The organism is Paenibacillus psychroresistens, assembly GCF_009728935.1.
Lineage (GTDB): Bacteria > Bacillota > Bacilli > Paenibacillales > NBRC-103111 > Paenibacillus_AC > Paenibacillus_AC psychroresistens.
Genome location: NZ_CP034235.1, coordinates 6,631,045 through 6,650,177, shown reverse-complemented (window position 1 = coordinate 6,650,177; position 19,133 = coordinate 6,631,045). Strand labels below are relative to the sequence as shown.

14 protein-coding genes are annotated in these 19,133 nt (G+C 40.0%); 13 read left to right on the top strand and 1 reads right to left on the bottom strand.

The genetic code is table 11. From position 1 onward, the window contains the following. Positions 1–143: 143 nt before the first annotated feature. The 11 genes from EHS13_RS30030 (at position 144) to EHS13_RS29980 (ending at position 8,040) form a co-directional block, all read left to right on the top strand. Entirely contained in the window at positions 144–710 is a 567-nt protein-coding gene (locus EHS13_RS30030; protein WP_155703902.1) for a hypothetical protein, read from the top strand. A gap of 56 nt (positions 711–766) precedes the next feature. After that, positions 767–1,348 carry a hypothetical protein gene (locus EHS13_RS30025; protein WP_155703901.1) on the top strand — a complete coding sequence of 194 codons (582 nt, stop codon included), beginning with the start codon at positions 767–769 and terminating at the stop codon, positions 1,346–1,348. A gap of 74 nt (positions 1,349–1,422) precedes the next feature. Next, a complete protein-coding gene (locus tag EHS13_RS30020; RefSeq protein ID WP_155703900.1) occupies positions 1,423–1,854 on the top strand; it encodes a hypothetical protein in 432 nt (143 codons plus the stop codon). A gap of 1 nt (position 1,855) precedes the next feature. Next, the gene (locus tag EHS13_RS30015; protein ID WP_155703899.1) at positions 1,856–2,230 is read left to right on the top strand and encodes a hypothetical protein; all 375 of its coding nucleotides are present in this window, start codon (positions 1,856–1,858) and stop codon (positions 2,228–2,230) included. Positions 2,231–2,232: 2 nt separating this feature from the next. Further along, positions 2,233–2,691: a hypothetical protein gene (locus tag EHS13_RS30010; protein ID WP_155703898.1), complete on the top strand. Its 459-nt coding sequence runs from the start codon at positions 2,233–2,235 to the stop codon at positions 2,689–2,691. Positions 2,692–2,724: 33 nt separating this feature from the next. Continuing rightward, positions 2,725–3,012: a hypothetical protein gene (locus EHS13_RS30005; RefSeq protein WP_155703897.1), complete on the top strand. Its 288-nt coding sequence runs from the start codon at positions 2,725–2,727 to the stop codon at positions 3,010–3,012. Positions 3,013–3,028: 16 nt separating this feature from the next. After that, on the top strand, positions 3,029–3,478 hold the full coding sequence (locus EHS13_RS30000; RefSeq protein ID WP_155703896.1) for a hypothetical protein: 450 nt from the start codon (positions 3,029–3,031) through the stop codon (positions 3,476–3,478). A gap of 7 nt (positions 3,479–3,485) precedes the next feature. After that, on the top strand, positions 3,486–4,481 hold the full coding sequence (locus EHS13_RS29995; protein ID WP_155703895.1) for a hypothetical protein: 996 nt from the start codon (positions 3,486–3,488) through the stop codon (positions 4,479–4,481). Between the two features lie 342 nt (positions 4,482–4,823). Beyond that, the gene (locus tag EHS13_RS29990; protein ID WP_155703894.1) at positions 4,824–6,158 is read left to right on the top strand and encodes an ABC transporter substrate-binding protein; all 1,335 of its coding nucleotides are present in this window, start codon (positions 4,824–4,826) and stop codon (positions 6,156–6,158) included. An 89-nt stretch (positions 6,159–6,247) separates the two neighbouring features. After that, complete coding sequence (locus tag EHS13_RS29985; RefSeq protein WP_227013598.1) at positions 6,248–7,189, top strand: carbohydrate ABC transporter permease; 942 nt, start codon at positions 6,248–6,250, stop codon at positions 7,187–7,189. A gap of 11 nt (positions 7,190–7,200) precedes the next feature. Then, positions 7,201–8,040, top strand: a complete 840-nt coding sequence (locus EHS13_RS29980; protein WP_227013597.1) for a carbohydrate ABC transporter permease — start codon at positions 7,201–7,203, stop codon at positions 8,038–8,040. Between the two features lie 68 nt (positions 8,041–8,108). On the opposite strand, the gene EHS13_RS29975 is transcribed toward EHS13_RS29980, so the two are convergent. Further along, positions 8,109–9,119, bottom strand: a complete 1,011-nt coding sequence (locus tag EHS13_RS29975) for a LacI family DNA-binding transcriptional regulator (RefSeq protein ID WP_162463319.1) — start codon at positions 9,117–9,119, stop codon at positions 8,109–8,111. 244 nt (positions 9,120–9,363) lie between these two features. Here EHS13_RS29975 and EHS13_RS29970 point away from each other — a divergent pair, with 244 nt between their 5' ends. Both EHS13_RS29970 and EHS13_RS29965 read left to right on the top strand, forming a co-directional pair. Further along, the gene (locus EHS13_RS29970) at positions 9,364–10,917 is read left to right on the top strand and encodes a glycoside hydrolase family 31 protein (RefSeq protein ID WP_155703892.1); all 1,554 of its coding nucleotides are present in this window, start codon (positions 9,364–9,366) and stop codon (positions 10,915–10,917) included. Between the two features lie 425 nt (positions 10,918–11,342). Then, the gene (locus EHS13_RS29965; RefSeq protein ID WP_155703891.1) at positions 11,343–18,884 is read left to right on the top strand and encodes an Ig-like domain-containing protein; all 7,542 of its coding nucleotides are present in this window, start codon (positions 11,343–11,345) and stop codon (positions 18,882–18,884) included. Positions 18,885–19,133 lie beyond the last annotated feature (249 nt).

The window sequence follows — 19,133 nt, the reverse complement described above, 5'->3', positions numbered from 1 at the left end:
TGATTGAAGTATTCCATGGATGCCTACTTCCATGCTATTAGTTTTAATCATCGTAGGAGTATGTATCTATTAATTTGAACGTAGTAGGAGATGAATTTTGATTAACCTGCAGTAAAAAATAGAATAAAAGGAGTGAGTAATCAATGGAAGGCGAATTAGGATCAGGAGCCAGAATAGCAATTGCACTAATCGTAATAGGAGTTATTATCTCAGTAATCTTCGTAATACTAGGTTTTACAAGAGGAACAACCAATCAAGGGATCACAACGGTTCAGAACTCCATGGACTCCATGTCTTTAGCTCAATTTGATGATTTTGATCAAAAAATTCAATCGGGCACGCAAGTAACCTCGGCTATTAAATTATTCGAAGGTAGGCCTGTAGCGACTGTTGTAAGAACAAAAGCTCAGATGACAAAAGCTATTGATACTGGGTTTAATTATGGAGCAGAGCTAGTGGGCACAGATCCTGTAGGAACCACAAGTCCACTTGTTCTCCCTTATATAACTGATGCGCTGACTAAAGTTTCTGGTAATTCTTGGTACGTTAACGATTTGTCAGGAGCTGGTCAAATTAAATATAACATGAATTATATTCCAACTACTAAATCAGGAACGGATACATTCATTCGTCCTACAGCTAAATTTTTAGCTGAACTTATCAAAGATAATACAGGGACAATTGTAGGGATTTGTTTCACACAACAATAAAAGTATTAATATCTTCATGAGCTAATACTAAAATACAAATTAGGAGTGAGTAATCAATGGAAGGTGAATTAGGATCAGGAGCCAGAATTGCGATCGCATTGATCGTAATTGGAGTTATTATTTCGGTGATATTCGTAATTTTGGGGTTTACAAGAGGAACTACCAATCAAGGAATCACAACTGTACAGAACTCTATGGATTCGATGTCATTGGCTCAATTTGATGATTTTGATCAAAAGATTCAATCGGGTACGCAAGTTACCTCAGCAATTAAATTGTTTGAAGGTAGACCTGTTGCTACTGTTGTGAGAACGAAAGCTCAAATGCTAACAACTTCTGGTACTGGTAAGGGTACTACTGGTCACAATTATGGAGCACAGCTTGTAGGCACAGACCAAGGAACAGTAACACCTGCAGTTGCGGCAACCTTTATAACTGCCGAGATGGCTAAAGGTGCTGGGAATTCTTGGTTTACAGTGGATTTATTGGGCTCAGGTCAAATTACTTATAATATGATTTATATACCGACTACTAAATCAGGTACTGCAACTTTTATACGTCCAACTGCCAAATTCTTAGCTGAATTAATCAAAGACACCACTGGAACTATTGTAGGTATTTGCTTCACACAGCAATAAACTTCCTGTTGTTAAGCTTCATGAATTTTTCTATCATTCATGAAGCTTATAGAGTAGGAAAGGGAGGGTGCTAGATGAATGAATGGCCAGCAGCCATTTGGGCTGGAATAAGTGCAATGACTGCAGCTCTGGTCTTAAGCTTTATCGTAGTCCTCGGACATCTGGCAAGTGATAGTGCCCGTATCCAACAGGATGATGATAATGCAGTAGCCATTGTCAAGGAGTTGCGCAAATATAGCCAGTTTAATGAAACAACTGGTTTACATGCGCAGGATGTTATCTCTGCAATTGCAGAGGCCAGGGGGACACCTGAAATATGGGTGGATACAGACATTGGTGTGAGTACAACCTTCAACACCAACTGGAAGTGGGTATCTTCAACACCCCCTGCAAAGTTTGGGACAGCCTATTTAACCTCGATATTTCCTATTACAGCTATATATGATGGACATTTGACTAAGGATGCCAACGGTGCAATTACTCAAATAGAATTTAGGAGGCAGTAAATTGGATAATGAGGTCAGTAATAGTGTCCATATCACTATAAGTCTTATAGTAATGAGTGTAATCATTGGTATGCTAGCCTTATTTACTGTAATGAGTCAGAGCTTCGGGAGGCAAGCAACAGCTTCTATTGTAGATACACAAGCGGAGACCTATGCTACTGAATTGATTAATACAGCCAATTATGGCGCTGTTCCAGCCGCTTCTGTATATGTAATGCTGCAGAAAAATGCCAGTGCGATTCACTCTTTTTCAGGCTCGATAAATACAATTCCAATTACGAAAGTGGATGATTTAACTCGGTTCTTCCATATAAAGGTGCGACTTACTTTGACAAAAATAAGTGATATGTACGATGTAGTGATAAAGGAGGAATAGCGATGAATGAAGCCGATGACGCCTTCGATATCATTTCATTGATTATGGTATTAGCGATTTTTGTTCCTATTATGGTTTATTGTGCTATCCCCTATTTCCAAGGCGATGTAGGTGGATTTGGTGTGCAAATAGAGAAAGCGGCTTTGGGAAAAGAAAGTGAGATAGTGCCAACCCCAAGACCCATTACTACTAATGATGTCATGCTTATGTTAGTCGTTGCCGATAAGAATGCCCGGGCGCCCCAAAAGATTAGAATAAGTCTTTCTGGTCCATCAGGCATCCATACAGAAATCCCTTTAGATGCTGAGTTTTTTAGCAACAGAGCTTTGAAGCTGCAGGATGCAAAATTAGTCATGCCAACAACGGTACCGATTTACTTGCAATTATATTCCGGTCCTTCCATTTCATCGGATATGTCAGATCTATCAGGAATGAGATTTTGGGATGTAAAACCACAGTGAACTGGGAAAATAATTTATAGAATGAGGAAATATATGAATATTTTTGGATTGCTTATTCCTTCTTTTAGAAAAGGGACTTATGTTGTTGTTAAAGAGGCTACCTGTATCCGTGGAAAAGAGGCAGAGTTATTGTTTCAGCATTTGGATCCAGCTAATAAATATGCAAGAAACTTATACGGGTTTCCAAAACGCGGTTCAAAAGGGATCATTGTTGCTTTAATAAAGTATAAAAATACATTGGGGAGCACTTCTATTTACTATGGAGTTCTGATTAAAGAAACCCTTTATGCATTTGAGGAAAAGGATTTAGTAAGGGCATAAGGAGGGGCAGCTTGTCATGACAGATATATTCAATAAGATACTGGGTGTATTATTGGCATTTACACTTTTGGCTGGAGGCCCTCTTGTCATCAATACGATGGGCAAGGATTTAACGATGAATCGAAGTGTATTAAATGAGATGACTAATCTGATTAATAAAGTGAGTGATGATGCGAGGCTCTCTCCCATTGATCTATCGGACTTCTATTTGGGTGTTTCTTCTTATGGGATTACTATGGATGCTACTGTAAGAAGATATGTGAAAACCGTTAATCCAGACGGAAGTGGCGGAACCTATACGTCTTATGTGCTTACTGATGACGTTAGTAAATGGAATGAAGGAGATATCATTAAAGTTACAGTAAAAGCCATAGACTACACGGCAGCACAAAGAATACAGTATAGACTGCTGCACCTAAGCCCCCCTAAATTCGATCAGACATTAGCCGGAATGGTGAGGAAGTAGGTAAAGTATGAGTAGAAGCTTTGGTATAGTCAATATTGTAGTTATCCTTTTCATAGCTGCTTTACTTACGGGGTACATGAATTATATACATAAAGAAAATGACGAAATTGAAAGATTAAAGCTATCTTATGCCATTGATTATTCCACTGATGCTGGAGCCGCAGCAATGCTGGAAACCGGAAGTCTGGATATGGACTATACCAAGAATAAATCATTCACAGTTGATCCACAGCTTGCCTTGGATACATTCTTGGATGTCTTCTGTTTCAATTATGATATGCAGCCGACCGCAGAGAATAAAGCATTAATTAAAGATTATATCCCAGTCGCCACTGTTGCCACTTTCGACGGATTTTATTTAGCGTCCCAACAACAGGTGAAGAATGGCGGAGGCAATTATCCGGATGATACCAATATTAATGCAGTCCCTAAAGATGTTGGCTGGGATTTAATATTCGGGATGAAGATGCCTTATACCTATAATTTCGGAAGCACTAGTTATGCTTTGAATATGGGACTGGATTATTCTTTAGCCTTAACTGGGAGCAGTTTAACCAAAGAATTCGGCTTGCCACCAACAGCTGCAGGAACTATGTCACTAACGGAAGCGAAAGCAACCATAAATACGATTATATCTAATGATATGGCGTACAGTATTGATAAAACAAACGAATTGAATCCGAATTGGAAGAATTCATTCTATATACCGAGCCAGCTAACCACATTTAGTGGGGTTAATCCAATTGAAGGACCAAGCTTCATAGTGCTAGTTCAAGGGCTGAATATAACGACTTCTCGGCCTATTAGTGGTTTCAGTCTATCAGGTTCAAAGATTGATGCAGTAAGAATGATTGCTGGGTATACTCGTGGGGGAATAAAGTATTATTCATATGTGGATAAAAACCCTTCTGGATTCGCGGGATTAACAATTGAGGACCTCTTTACTACGGAGAAAGCAGCAGCTTTAAAGGGATACTATTTTGATACGGAATTTATGCAGTAGTTAGCTTTAGTAGTGCTTTGTTTGATTGAAAAGCATAGCGAATGCCCTATTCAGGAAAAAAGCAATCCTTCAGCTCGATGGGGTTGCTTTTTTGTTAGGCAGAATAAGTAACTACTTGACTTGCTTGTCTCAAATCTAGTTAAACGCGTATCTGTATCTCTGAGCATGACACTATCTCTGTAGAGTTATTTAGTGACATATCACTGACAAACGACAAAATTAGGAAAAAGTATTGACACTTTGGTGCAGGCTTATTACAATGTAAAAGTAAGTAAAAAAATTGCGCAACTATTTACTTACAACACATTCGACAGGATTGTCAAAACTGAGGGGGAAAAAAGGATGGCAAGGAAGAAAATTATTACCACTTTGTTAAGCGCTTTCTTAATTTTAACGGTTGCACTAGCTGGATGTAGCAAGAAGGATACACCAGCTGCTGAACCAACTAAGGCAGCTTCTGGAACAGCAACTGAAGCTCCAACAGCAGCGCCAGCAAGTAAAGATCCTGTAACATTAACTCTAGCAATTTGGGATACAAATCAACAAGAAGCAACAGAAGCGATCACGGCAGAATTTACAAAAGCAAATCCTAACATCACTGTAAAGGTAGAGGTTACACCGTGGGGAGATTATTGGGTAAAACGGTCTGCAGAAGCAGCGTCAGGGACTTTGCCAGATGTTTTCTGGATGCATAGCGGGCAATTTTTGAAATATGCTACAGGAAATTCAATTAAGCCAATTACTGATAAAGTAAAGGCAGGCGAGCTTGATTTAAACAATTACGTTTCAAACTTAGGCAATGTATATACAGTTAATGATGAAAACTATGCAGTACCTAAGGACTTTGATACTATCGGTCTAGCATACAACAAAGAAATGTTCCAAAAAGCTAACATTCCTTTTCCAGACGACACTTGGGATTATGCTAAATTAGCTGAAGTTGCCAAAAAATTATCTGATCCAGCAAAAGGAATTTTTGGCTTTGCTGCAAAAGCAGATACACAAACCGGCTACTGGAATGACATTATAGCATTTGGTGGATCCGTTCTTTCTCCTGATATGAAGAAGTCAGGTTATGATTCACCAGAAACAATTGAAGCATTAAAAGCTAGATATCAAATGATCGTAGATAAAGCATCACCAACTCAACAGCAAATGTCAGAAACAGATCCGCGTGAAATGTTCAAATCAGGCAAATTGGCTATGATGTTCGATGGCTCATGGCAGATCAACGATATCTACAGCAGTGAGATTATTAAAGGCAAATGGGATTGGGCACCGCTTCCAAAAGGCAAGGCAGGTCGTGGAAATATTATCAATGGTTTAGGCTACTCCATGTCAGCTAAAGGCAAACATCAGGACGAAGCTTGGTTGTTAATGAAATTCTTGGGCTCCAAAGAAGCAGCGCAAATTTTTGCTGATAAAGGAACTGCGATCCCTGCATTTAAAGATACACAAGATGCTTGGCTTAAATCCAAGCCGGAATTAAATTTGAAGGTATTCCCGGAGCAAGCACAAGAGGCTACTCCATATCCAGCAGGTTCTAAATCGTATCCAGTATGGTTTGAAAAAGAAGCAGCTATTATGACTCCTGCATTTGGCGGTAGAAAACTGATTGAAGATGCAGCTAAAGAAGTTGCAAAGATGATGAACGACGCTATAGCTGCAGAGAAATAATCCATTTTTCAATCAAAATTAAACCTAATGTAATTGGCTCTTAGATTTATGAGAGCCAATTACATTTTAAACTGCTGCAAGGAGTGTTTATGATGAGTCTTGCCAACATCGAGACAGACGACCCAATTAAACCTATATTTAACCGTAAGCAAAGGAAGATATCGAAGTTCAGAGATCACTACTTGCCTGCCTATATTCTAGTCATACCGACCGTACTTTTGGTTGCTTTTTTTTATGTGCTCCCAACCTTGATGTCTTTATTTTATGGGTTTGTAGAATCTGAAAACTTTGGGTTGAAGAATAAGTGGGTTGGTTTGAAAAACTATGAGCGATTATTTCATGATAAAGAATTTTGGGCTAATTTAGGCAATACCTTTCAATACGTTATTTTGTTTGTTCCGCTGGTATTGATCATTGCCACGTTTCTTGCCTTATTGCTAAATCAAAAAATTAAAGGAATATCCGTATTCCGGACGATTTACTTTCTTCCGCAAATTACACTTCCTGCTGCGACAGCGTTGGTTTGGGTTGTTTTGCTTAACAGGGATTATGGGTTGCTTAATAAAATGCTTGGAACTGATATTGGTTGGCTGTCTGATCCCAAGGTGGTCATGTTTTCTTTGGTGCTTACAGCTGTTTGGGGCAGTATTGGCTTGAAAATGGTTATTATTCTCGCTGGCTTACAGGGCATATCTGTAACTCTATACGAAGCTGGACTGCTTGAAGGCGCTACTGGCTTTAAAAAGTTCCGCTACATTACTTTACCTTTGCTTACACCTACTTTATTTTTTGTTGGTATTATCTCAGTCATTGAAGGCACGCAGGTTTTTGAAGGTATTTATTTCTTACTTGGTCGAAATAGCGTTGTTCTAGAGGATGTTCGTTCCATTGTTTTTTCTTATTTTATTACGACTTATCGCCAGAATGAACCGAATTATGGGGCAGCAATAATTAATATTCTCTTAATCATTAACTTGCTATTAACAGCCCTCCAATTTCGTTTGTCGAAAAAATGGGTATTTTATGAATAGGAGGCGATTTTTTGAGTACACGTGCTAAATCCGCGGAACGAACGAATTATCTGGCTCAACTAGTACTTGTAATCGTGGCCATTTTTATGCTCATTCCTTTTCTTTGGATGATCCTTTATATATTTAAAACGGTGACGGAAACAACACAAATTCCTTTTAAGTTTTTGCCTGCTCATTGGAATAATTGGCACCACAATGTTTCTAATGCCTGGAATAAATTACACATTGGCAGATTATATTACAATACGATTATCTCAGCCTTTTTTCGAACAGTCGGGCCGCTTGTCTTGAGTACAATGGCCGCTTATGCGTTTGCGAGAATTAAGTTTCCTGCCAAAAACTTTCTTTTTATGATTGTCATATCCGTGATGCTGGTGCCTAATACAGTTTTTTATACAGCACAATACTTTATGCTCAATAAGATGCACTTGGTCAATACGATTACAGGACTATTCATTACAGGCTTGGTTAGCCCATTTGCCACATTCCTGCTCCGCCAATTCTTTTTAAGCTTACCTTTGGAATTAGAAGAAGCGGCTGTTCTTGATGGATGCAGCCATTACCAAATTCTTCGTTTAGTTATGCTTCCTCTGGTTACCCCGGCTTTAGCGGCAGTAACGATCATTCATATGCTATGGGCATGGAACGATTTCACTTGGCCGTTTATTATTAACAGCAGTGCTGATAAGTTGACTCTGGCTGCGGGCTTGCAGAACCTTGTAGGGCAGTTTCAAAGCGATTATCCAACTTTAATGGCAGGCGCGCTTATGACCGTTATTCCAATGATTCTTGTGTTTGTTGTTTTCCAAAAGCGCTTTATTGAAGGGGTTGCTTTTACGGGCTCCAAATGACATAGGAAAACCTTCTTTCTCTACGATTAGATCAGTCACGACCGTAGGGGAGAAGGTTATCTTGGAGTCTATATTTTTTTGCATGAGCTTCTTTCAATTAGCTCTGTTTTTAAACTAATATGAACCATTTCAATGTATTTATTATTAATTAAGTCAATAAGCAGCTTTACAATTAATTGATTAATATCATATCGGAATCGTCTGACAGTTGTTAGAGGTGGAATCATGAATTCCGATAATTTGAGATCATCAAAGCCTACAATTGAAATATTATCAGGTATCTTTAGATTAAGCTCGGAAATGGCTTTCATCGCTCCGAATGCAATAATATCGTCAAAACAGAATAGAGCGGTTACCCTTGGTTTTTCATTTAGGAGCGTTTTAGCTGATTCATATCCGTGTGCAAGACTAAAAGAACCATGAAGGATTTGTGTCTCTGAAATCTGCAAATCTAATTGTTGAAATGCATCCATACTGCCCTGCATTCGATTGATATTTACTAAATGATCTACAGGTCCTGCAATAATACCGATATTTCTATGGCCCAGATTATATAAATAGTGGATAACACTTTTGGCGCCATCGTAATTGTTGTAATCAATGTAATTCCAGTTCTTCTCTATGTTTCTTCCGTTTGTTACAACATAAGGAATGTTATTGGCAATTAGTTCATCGACTAGCTCATCGTTTGTGAACGGGGCGAAAATAATCGCTGCGTCAATTGAATTCTCTTGGATCATTGTGTAAGACATCGAGGAACGATCTATTTTACCCGTATTGGTAGTCAACACTAGCGTATGGCCCAAGCTTTCGAACTCTTCTTTGAGGTTGTTCAAATCAACGGAAGAAGCAGGATCATCATCTATAAAATCGTTCTGGTTGGGAATAAATATCCCAATTGTGTAAGATATGTTGTTGAGTTTTTGAAGCGCCGTGCTTGGTGTATATAGATATTCTTTAACTATATCAAGAACTTTTTGTTTAGTTATTTCGCTGAAGTTACCTTTATTGTTTAAAATTCTTGAGACAGTAGTAACGGAAACGTTGGCAATTTCAGCGATTTCTTTTAATTTAATCATTGGTTTTTCTATATCCTTTCCCAATAAAAGTGTATTTTTAAAATATATGCGCAACTTATTGCATTTTATATTTATTTTATTCTTTTTTGTAAATTGTGTCAACGAACGGAAGAATCTCATGATTTATATGAAAAAAATTATATATTGACAGGCTCTGAAAATAGGAATAAGCTACTGAGATAAAATAGTTGCGCAATTAATTTACTTACTATCAAGAGGATATTTTTATTGAGGAGAATCTGACATGGCTACCGAAAAAAAGATTAAACTATTAGCGGATGAATATTGGTGGGGAGGGGTCGTGAACGATGGTTCCTTTATGCCTTATGGAAATACGGACTATTCGCGTGATTTGCGGGACATGGATGAGAATCAGGCGTCTCCATTGCTCTTATCTAGCAAAGGAAGATTTATATGGAGTGAGCAGCCTTATACCTTTACTTTCAATCAAGATGAACTAGCCATTAATGATGCAGACGGTTCTATTATATTCGGGCAAGAACATCAGAATCTGGCTACAGCCTTTAAACACGTCTCTCAAACTTACTTTCCGCCTTCTGGAACCTTTCCCGATCCACTAGCTTTTTTGGCGCCTCAGTACAATACATGGGTAGAGATGTTCTACGAGCCTACACAGGAAAAAGTAATTCAATATGCAGAATCAATTCTTGAGAATGGATTTCCTCCAGGCGTACTTATTCTAGATGATAATTGGATGATTGACTATGGCAACTGGGAATTTAATAAAGCCCGGTTTCCTAACCCCAAGGAAATGATTCGCATCCTGCATGAGCTTGGATTTAAAGTTATGCTTTGGGTATGTCCTTATGTAAGCCCAGATAGTCCTATGTATCGATCGCTTAGTAAAAAAGGCTATTTGCTGCAAACGGAGAATGGCGAGTCTGTAATACGTCAATGGTGGAATGGTTATAGTGCAATGATTGATTATTCAATGGAGGCAGCTGTTGAATGGTTTCACGAACAATTGGACTATCTTGTTAGCAGCTATGGAATTGACGGGTTTAAATTTGATGCTGGAGAGCCAATGATTTCAGAAGCAAGCGATGCAACTAAGCACTTATGGAGAAATCCTTTTGCAAATAACGATGATTGTGAGGCTTATGCCAAGCTTGGAACCAAATATTTGCTTAGCGAATATCGCATGTGCTGGAAGCTAGGCGGGCAATCTCTGATTCAGCGTCAGCGAGATAAAGCCCATCAATGGGGAAGTAAAGGTTTGATCGATATTATTCCAAATGGCATCTTGCAGGGTTTAATGGGCTATCCCTATAATTGTCCGGATATGATAGGCGGGGGATTGGATGGAGACTTTAATTCGGCAGATTTTATATTGGATAAGGAGTTATTTGTCAGGTATGCGCAATGCTCAGCCTTGTTTCCGATGATGCAATTCTCATTAGGTCCGTGGCGGGTATTGGATGGAGAGTATTTAGAATATTGCAAAGATATGATGGAGCTTAGAAAAGAGTTAGGGCATATCATTCTGGAATTAGCCGTAGAGTCCTCTAAAACGGGTGCTCCTATTATGCGGCATCTGGATTATGTTTTTCCAAATGCGGGCTTCGAGCTTATAAACGATCAATTTATGCTAGGCGATCATATTCTTGTGGCACCTGTGCTTGTTAAAGGGCAAACAAGGAGATATGTTCATTTCCCAGTTGGTACTTGGCTCGGTGATGATGGCTCAATTGTACAAGGGCCAACCTTTGAAGAAGTGGATGCCCCAATTTCAAGGCTTCCTTGGTATCGAGAAGCTGGATTTTCTATTCATACTTAACGGACTTCAGTCGTTATATTTGTCGGAATAACGCATCTGTGTTCCTTTAGCATTACTAATAGTCCCTAAGTTGCTCTAATCCACTCTTATTTGTTAATCGACATTCTCTAAAAACGAGTAGCTGAAGTTATGTGGCTTGCTCGTTTTTTTTTTAATAAATTAGTGTTATTGAGGACTAAAAAATGATTGACACACGGTTACCAAAAAGCATATAGTAATGATGAAATAAATTGCGCAACAATTTTACTAAGTTTAGATTGGAGTGAATGCCATTCGGACAAGAGATTATTCATCGATTATGGATCAACTTGATAGCGCTCTCATTATTGATTAGTAATGCTATCAAATCAATTTTAGCAGAAGCTTTTACAACATACATATAAAGGGTCAAGTGTCGTAGGTAATATAATTAAGGGGGAATTTAATTGGAAAAGTTTGTTTTTCATTACGCAAGGAATAAGTTTATTAAGATTCTTACAGTCGTTAGTTTAATAGCTTCACTTTATATGAATATCGTATCCGTTGCTTCCGCAGCATCTGTAGGTGTACCAGTGCTGCCCTTTCCTAGTCCAACAATAGATGCGTCATTAAATGTGCATGAATTGACGCATGCTCCTAGTCCTTTAGACAATCCACTTAAGGGTTTTGCGCCATTCTATCCTTGGCCAACCCAATCTTTTCCACATAGTATAGAATGGGTTTATGTACCACTTAAAGCAGTAATGAACGGTGCCAACTCATTTACCTTTGACACAGGATTAGAAGCGCAATTAAATGAAATCGCAGCAAGAGGGAAGCATGCAGCGGTGAGAATTTATCTTGAATATCCTGGAAAGGAAAGTGCAATTCCGGACTTTATTGCTGCTAGCGGAGTAGCAATGCGCAATAATGCTTCTTTTAGTCAGCTTGAACCGAACTATGACGATCCGAAAATGGTGACATATCTTAAAAATTTTATAGCGGCATTTGGAACCGAATACGATGGTGATCCAAGAATCGGCTTCATTCATATGGGACTCGTCGGGTTATGGGGCGAATGGCATACTTGGCCGTATGATGACGATACAAGCGATGGGCTGCCGAATTATATGCCCAGTAATGCTACAGTAGAATCATTAATCAGTGCTTATGATACTGCGTTTAATCAAACAAAGCTGGAAATTCGATATCCAAAGCTGCACAATGCAGTGAATTATAACATTGGTTATCATGACGATTCGTTCGGCTATAAAGAAGGAAACCCACTTCAAAGTGTTACTCAACCTGAAAGCATGGGTGGATCGTATTATTCATTCATGACCCATATGCTGAATGCTGGTGCGGAGAATAAATGGATAACTCAAAGCATCGGCGGGGAAGTCAGACCAGAAATTCAAAGTAATTTCTTTAGCGGTGGCAGCAATGTAGACAATGCAATGGATGACATTGAACTAAGTCATGCGACTTGGATGATCAACCAAGGTGGAATCAGTAACTATAGTGCCAGCAATGCGGCTGTTGCTGAAGGTGTTAGAAAAATGGGCTACGACCTTTACGTGGAAAGTGCTCACTATAACAATGTTCCTGTAGGAGCACCGCTTAAAGTTGGTGTCAGCATCCAAAATCAAGGGGTCGCACCCTTCACCTATCCATGGAAAGTAGAGCTTGGCGTAAAGGATGCATCGGGAAATATTATTAAATCATGGGATACTGCATGGGATATTACCAAGGTTCAGCCTTTGCAAATAAGAACGTACCCAGAATGGAATGTTCCGGGGAATCCGAAGTATGTCCCTTTTGGGCAGCCTTATTATTTTGATACTACAATTGCTTCACCTGATTTGGCAGATGGCTATTATTCTTTAGTTATGAAGGTAGTCAATCCTCTAGAAGCGATCTCTAGTGCTGCTAAAAAGCTAAGATTTGCAAATCTAGAGCAAAACTCAGACGGATGGTTGAATTTAGGAAATGTGCTTATTGGTGAATGTGAGGCTCCATGTGCGCCTCCAACAACACCTCCTACAACACCACCAACAACAACGCCAGCGCCAAGTAATGATTACTTATTGGAGGACTTTAGCGATGCTTCACGATTCTTGGAACACAAGAATGCTAAAAACTCATGGACAACAGCAGATTCATTTGCGACTGTAAACGTCACCGACGGGGCAATAGCATTGAAATATAACCAGAGCGGATGGTTTAACAGTGGTATCAACCCCGATGATGTCAAAGGATATTCGAAATTAACTATTCGAATGAAAGGACTCAATGGCGGAGAGGAGAACGACTTTTTAGTAAAAATTGGCGGCGTTCAAAAAACACTTGCTGCTATTAGCGGAGATACGATCACGACTAGTTATAAGGATTTTACGTTTAATATAGATGACAACGGTGTAGACCGGAGTAATATGTGGAGTATCGAGCTATTATTCAATCAAGGAAAAAGCGGTACCGTATATATAGATGATATTCGTTTTTCAAGTGGAGGATCAACACCGCCGACAACACCACCAACAACACCACCAACAACACAGCCGACAGCACCGCCAACGCCAAGTGATGATTACTTATTGGAGGATTTTAGCGATGCTTCACGATTCTTGGATCACAAGAATGCTAAAAACTCATGGACAACAGCAGAATCATTTGCGACTGTAGACGTCACTGACGGGGCAATAGCATTGAAATATAACCAGAGCGGATGGTTTAACAGTGGTATCAACCCCGATGATGTCATAGGATATTCGAAATTAACTATCCGAATGAAAGGACTCAATGGCGGAGAGGAGAACGACTTCTTAGTAAAAATTGGCGGCGTTCAAAAAACACTTGCTGCTATTAGCGGAGATACGATCACGACTAGCTATAAGGATTTTACGTTTAATATAGACGACAACGGTGTAGACCGGAGTAATATGTGGAGTATCGAGCTATTATTCAATCAAGGAAAAAGCAGTACCGTATATATAGATGAGATTCGTTTTTCTAACGCAAGTGCAGCACCACCAACAACTCCAGGTGCGGGATCGTCTGTATCATCTGTAATCGATGATTTCGAAGCTTACGCGGACGATGCCGCATTGCAGGCGGCCTGGACGGAATCTTGGACGGAACTGCCAGATGGAGATATCGGCATAGATTCAATTTCGAGAACATTGGATACGGCGAACTATTCGAATGGAACCAAGGCGCTGAAGCTATCGGTAGCTAATTCCAGTTCGACCTGGTCTAACATTCAACATCCTATTCCGGCAGAGAATAGCGATTGGTCTGGATATGATGGTGTAACCTTCTGGGTAAATAACACCACAACCAATGATACGGCAATGAATTTAAATATAGCGCTGATAACTTCCGCAGCAAATGGAGAATTTAATCTAAAAACAAACGGATCAGCTATGATTTCGACTGTAGAAGGAGGGTGGGAAACTGCCGCGTTTGCTGGAGGTTCGCTGCATCTAGGTGCCAACTATCAAGGTATGATTAGAATTCCTTGGGCTCAGTTTGCGCAGGCGACTTGGCAATGTAGTGATCCAGCAGACTGCAGTGCTGAATTGGATCCGAGCGAAGTTAATGCGTTTCAATTTGGTTATAATCCATCGCAGTATACAAACAATATTATAAGTATAGATGAGCTTGGACTTTGGAGAGCGGAGAAGAAGTTGGACGATTTTGAGTCATATGCTGATAATGCGGCATTGCAAGCAGAATGGAGAGAAACTTGGGCTTTGCCGATATCAGGTCCAGTTATGAGAGCATTGGGTACATCGAATGGCTTGAATGGAAGCAATGCGCTGAAGCTCACGACAGTTAACCCCGATGCGACATGGATTAACATTCAACATACAATTCCGGCAGAGAATCGCGATTGGTCTGGATATGATGGTGTAACCTTCTGGATGGATAATACCACTACCGATGATAATTTATTGAATTTAAGTGTTACACTTCTAACCGATGTGGCAAAAGGAGAGTTTAGTTTAAAAACCGCCGGCTCAGCTTTAATCACAAGTGCTGTAGGCGGTTGGCAAACTACAACGTTTAATGGAGGTTCGCTTGCGGTTGCTGCCAATTATAAAGGTATGGTCCGAATACCTTGGGATCAGTTTGTGCAAGCAGCTTGGCAATGTGATGGTAATCAAGCAACATGTACGGCTGAGCTAGATCCGAGCAAAGGCCTTGGCTTCCAAATTGGATATAATCCATCCCAGCTGGTTAATTCCGTTATTGGTATGGATGAGCTTGGATTATTTGCTAACACAGCCAGAAAGAGCGGAGGCGGAACAACTACACCACCACCGACACCGGTCCCACGCCCTCAGCCTCCAGCTTGGGCTACAGAAAATGGAACGCAAGCGTTGCAATATAAACAAGCGCCAGTCGATAATCCGTTAAAAGGATTTATCCCATTCTATGATGCTACTGAGGAAGCCTACTATAAGGAGGGGGACAATTGGCGGGATGCCCCTTCACAAATGCCCTACAGTATGGAGTTCTTCTATTTGCCGCTTAATAATATTATGAGTGGACTAGACCAATTTAACTGGGATGACATGGATCAAAGAATTGCAGATATTGCATCTAGAGGTCATCAAGCCGTATTCCGTATTTACTTGGATTACCCGAACAAAGCTTCTGGAATTCCACAATTTTTGCTGGATGGCGGACTGGAAACATATAACTATGATGCTTACTTGAATGGAGACGATGCTACTAGTGTAGCACCCAATTACAATGATCCTAAGCTGATGGCTGCATTGGAGAACTTCATTGGAGCTATGGGTGAGCGGTATGACGGAGATTCACGAGTTGGATATATCATGACTGGTTTAATTGGTTTCTGGGGAGAGTGGCACACTTATCCATATGATGGACAGACTATTCCAACGGGTTCCAGTGTACCTAATCGAAACTTGATGCCTTCAAGTGAAAACCTTAAACGTGTTCTAACCGCAATGGATACAGCATTCAACAAAACGATGCTCGTTTTAAGATATCCGATGGCAAATGCCACATTTGAGACAAAAGATTTCAATATTGGATATCATGATGATTCGTTTGCTTTTGAGACACTGCCTTTAAGTATGGGCGGGCAAAATTGGAAGTTCTGGGGTCGTGTAATTGATGCAGGTGATACTGAGTTTTGGAAAACTCAAAATATGGGCGGCGAGGTAAGACCGGAAACACAAGTGAAAATGTGGAATCATAATCCGCCTATATATAATGAACCTAGCCAACCGATTGATGGCCAGCAGGGAGAAGATTTCAACACAAGTGTGAATCTTACTCATGTTTCTTGGTTGATTAACCAAGGGGTATTCCAAGTTCCATTGGAAAGCGAGCCATTAGAGAGAGCCAAAGAGGGTTCGCGCAGTATGGGGTACGATTATTATGTTCCAGCTGCTTATTTGGACGGGGCAGATGGAGATTTGAAGGTGGCAATGGAAATCCAAAACGAAGGCGTTGCGCCATTCTACTACAACTGGAAAGTCGAGCTTGCTGCAAAATCAGGAGACAGCATCGTGAAAATATGGGAACCCCAATGGGATCTGCATGGAGTGCTGCCCAATGATAATGGGTTTAATCACAATAAGTTATTTGAATCCTTGAGTAATCCGGATTTAAGCAATGGAAACTATGAGATTTTACTTCGTTTTGTGAATCCACTAACCGAAGTTAATGCAGATGCTAATCATTTTTATTTTGCGAATGAAGAACAAGATGGAGAGGGATGGCTGAATCTCGGCAGTGTAGATGTAACGGGTGGCTCTGCACAAGCGCCGATAAGAGTTGAGAATTTAACGGTAAATACAACAAACCAAATAAGCTTGATTCTTGGTTCAAGTACTCAAATCGGTACTACACTAGCTCCCGAGAATGCGAGTAATAAAGAGATTGCATGGACTTCAGGAGACAATAAAATAGCCTATGTTTCGTCAAATGGCTTGGTTACGGGAGTCGGACAAGGTCAGACTGCAATTAAGGCCAAGACTTCTGATGGCAATATTGAAAAGGTATTTAATGTAACAGTTGCACCAATTCCAGTGCCAGTCTCAAGCATAAATGTCACAGGAGCCGGAAGCGCAATAGAAATTATCAATGGCAGCACCTTGCAGATGAGCGCAGCTGTATTGCCTGCGAATGCGAGCAACAAAGAAATAATTTGGAGTGTTGCTGCAGAAACAGGTGCGGCCACAATCAGCTTGACAGGAGTGCTAACGGCAACCTCAGTTGGTACCGTAACCGTCAAGGCAACCGCACAAGATGGATCCGGAATCGTGGGGGCAAAAGACATAACAATTACATCGGCGCCTCAAGAACCAACAAATCCAATCCTTATAACAAGCATAAATGTCACAGGAGCTGGAAGTGCTACAGAAGTAACTAGTGGTAGCACCTTACAGATGAGTGCAACTGTATTGCCTGCGAATGCAAGCCAGAAAGAGGTGGATTGGAGCGTTGCCTCGGATAACGGCATGGCCGCAATCAGCGGGACGGGGTTGCTCTTGGCAGTCAAAGTCGGTACCGTAACCGTCAAGGCAACAGCACAAGATGGATCAGGAATTCTAGGGACAAAAGTCATAACAATTACGACAGCACCAACACCAACACCAACACCAACACCAACACCAACACCGGCACCAACAGCCAAACCGACAGCTACACCAACAATTGCACCAATAGCTACACCAACAGCTTCACCAACACCAACACCAACACCAGATGCTTCCAAGGAACTCAAACTAGGTGATGATGCAGTGAAGTCAGTCCAAGGAACTGATAAAAATGGCAAGTCAGAAACAACAGTTACGATTGATGCTCAAAAACTCAATGATGCATTCGATTTACTCAAGAGCAAAGAAATTGGAGCACAAACGATTGTCATTGATGTAAAAAATTCTGGAGGTACTGCAATAATTAAACTTCCTGCTTCCGCATTTATTGATGCATTTCTTAATACACCTAACGCAAACATAAATGTACAAACGGATTTGGGTAACTATGAAATGCCTATCAAAGTTTTAGATATGGCAGCCTTAGCACAAAGTCTTGGTGTAAATGCTAAGGATATTACGATCAATGTAGTCATTGAAAAAGTAACGGGAGCTGAAGCAGAACAATTATCAACTACTATCGAAGGTGAAGGTTATACCTTACTTACACCTGCATTAGATTTCAGCATCACTGCCCAGGCAGATGGGAAAACGGTTGTAGTCAATAATTTCGGCAGTACGTATGTAGAAAGATCAATTATCCTGCTTCAATCCATCGATTCGACAAAAGCAACTGCTGTACTTTATGATCCTGAGAAGAGAACATTTAGCTTCGTCCCAGCTACTTTCAAAGTGGTTGACGGTAAGACGGAAGTTGTAATGAAACGTAACGGAAACAGTATATATACGGTAGTTTCCAACAATAAGCTGTTTTCTGATTTGGACGGTCATTGGGCAAAAGATGATATCGATCTGTTAGCTTCAAAGACGATAATCCAAGGAATATCAGAAACTAATTTTGTTCCGGATGTTTCGATTACACGCGCAGAATTTGCGGCAATTCTCGTTCGTTCTCTTGGTCTATCCCCAGTTAATACACTCACTAATTTTAGTGATATTACTAATGTGGACTGGTATGCAGGGATTGTTGCAACAGCGGTTAATGCAAAGCTACTTGAAGGCTACGCAGATGGTAGATTCAAGCCAAATGATCCAATAACTCGCGAACAAATGGCGGTTATGTTCTCCAGAGCATTGAAGTATGTTAACAAATCTGTTGATGTTAAGGATAAACAAGATCAAATTCTAGGCAATTATTCAGATAAAGGAACTATTAGCTTATGGGCAAAAGCTTCGTTAGCCGAATTGATTGAAACTAACATTATTCAAGGAAAAACAGATACAACTGTTGCACCTGTGGACTTGGCAAGCCGTGCAGAGTCTGTTGTCATGATAAAACGCTTTTTGCAATATTCACAATTCATTAACTAAATAAACAAAAGCTTGTCTAGGCTGCCGATCCTATCGGCAGCTTTCGCAGCTTTATACGCACAATTTATGTGCATAAAGATAAAAAATTTAAAATGCTAACTAACGAAATCTATAAAAAAGATTGACTAAGCTTTCATTAAATTATAAACTAAGGAAAGGAAAACAATTGCGCAAATAGTTTCCTAAATCATTTGCAAAAAATAACGGTACCGTTTTGGATTGCAATAGTTGTTAGTTTTAATTATAGGA

Coding starts and splice junctions, on each gene's coding strand:
- EHS13_RS30030 (WP_155703902.1), top strand. CDS start 144: ATGGAAGGCGAATTAGGATCAGGAGCCAGAATAGCAATTGCACTAATC.
- EHS13_RS30025 (WP_155703901.1), top strand. CDS start 767: ATGGAAGGTGAATTAGGATCAGGAGCCAGAATTGCGATCGCATTGATC.
- EHS13_RS30020 (WP_155703900.1), top strand. CDS start 1,423: ATGAATGAATGGCCAGCAGCCATTTGGGCTGGAATAAGTGCAATGACT.
- EHS13_RS30010 (WP_155703898.1), top strand. CDS start 2,233: ATGAATGAAGCCGATGACGCCTTCGATATCATTTCATTGATTATGGTA.
- EHS13_RS30005 (WP_155703897.1), top strand. CDS start 2,725: ATGAATATTTTTGGATTGCTTATTCCTTCTTTTAGAAAAGGGACTTAT.
- EHS13_RS30000 (WP_155703896.1), top strand. CDS start 3,029: ATGACAGATATATTCAATAAGATACTGGGTGTATTATTGGCATTTACA.
- EHS13_RS29995 (WP_155703895.1), top strand. CDS start 3,486: ATGAGTAGAAGCTTTGGTATAGTCAATATTGTAGTTATCCTTTTCATA.
- EHS13_RS29990 (WP_155703894.1), top strand. CDS start 4,824: ATGGCAAGGAAGAAAATTATTACCACTTTGTTAAGCGCTTTCTTAATT.
- EHS13_RS29985 (WP_227013598.1), top strand. CDS start 6,248: ATGATGAGTCTTGCCAACATCGAGACAGACGACCCAATTAAACCTATA.
- EHS13_RS29975 (WP_162463319.1), bottom strand. CDS start 9,119: ATGATTAAATTAAAAGAAATCGCTGAAATTGCCAACGTTTCCGTTACT.
- EHS13_RS29970 (WP_155703892.1), top strand. CDS start 9,364: ATGGCTACCGAAAAAAAGATTAAACTATTAGCGGATGAATATTGGTGG.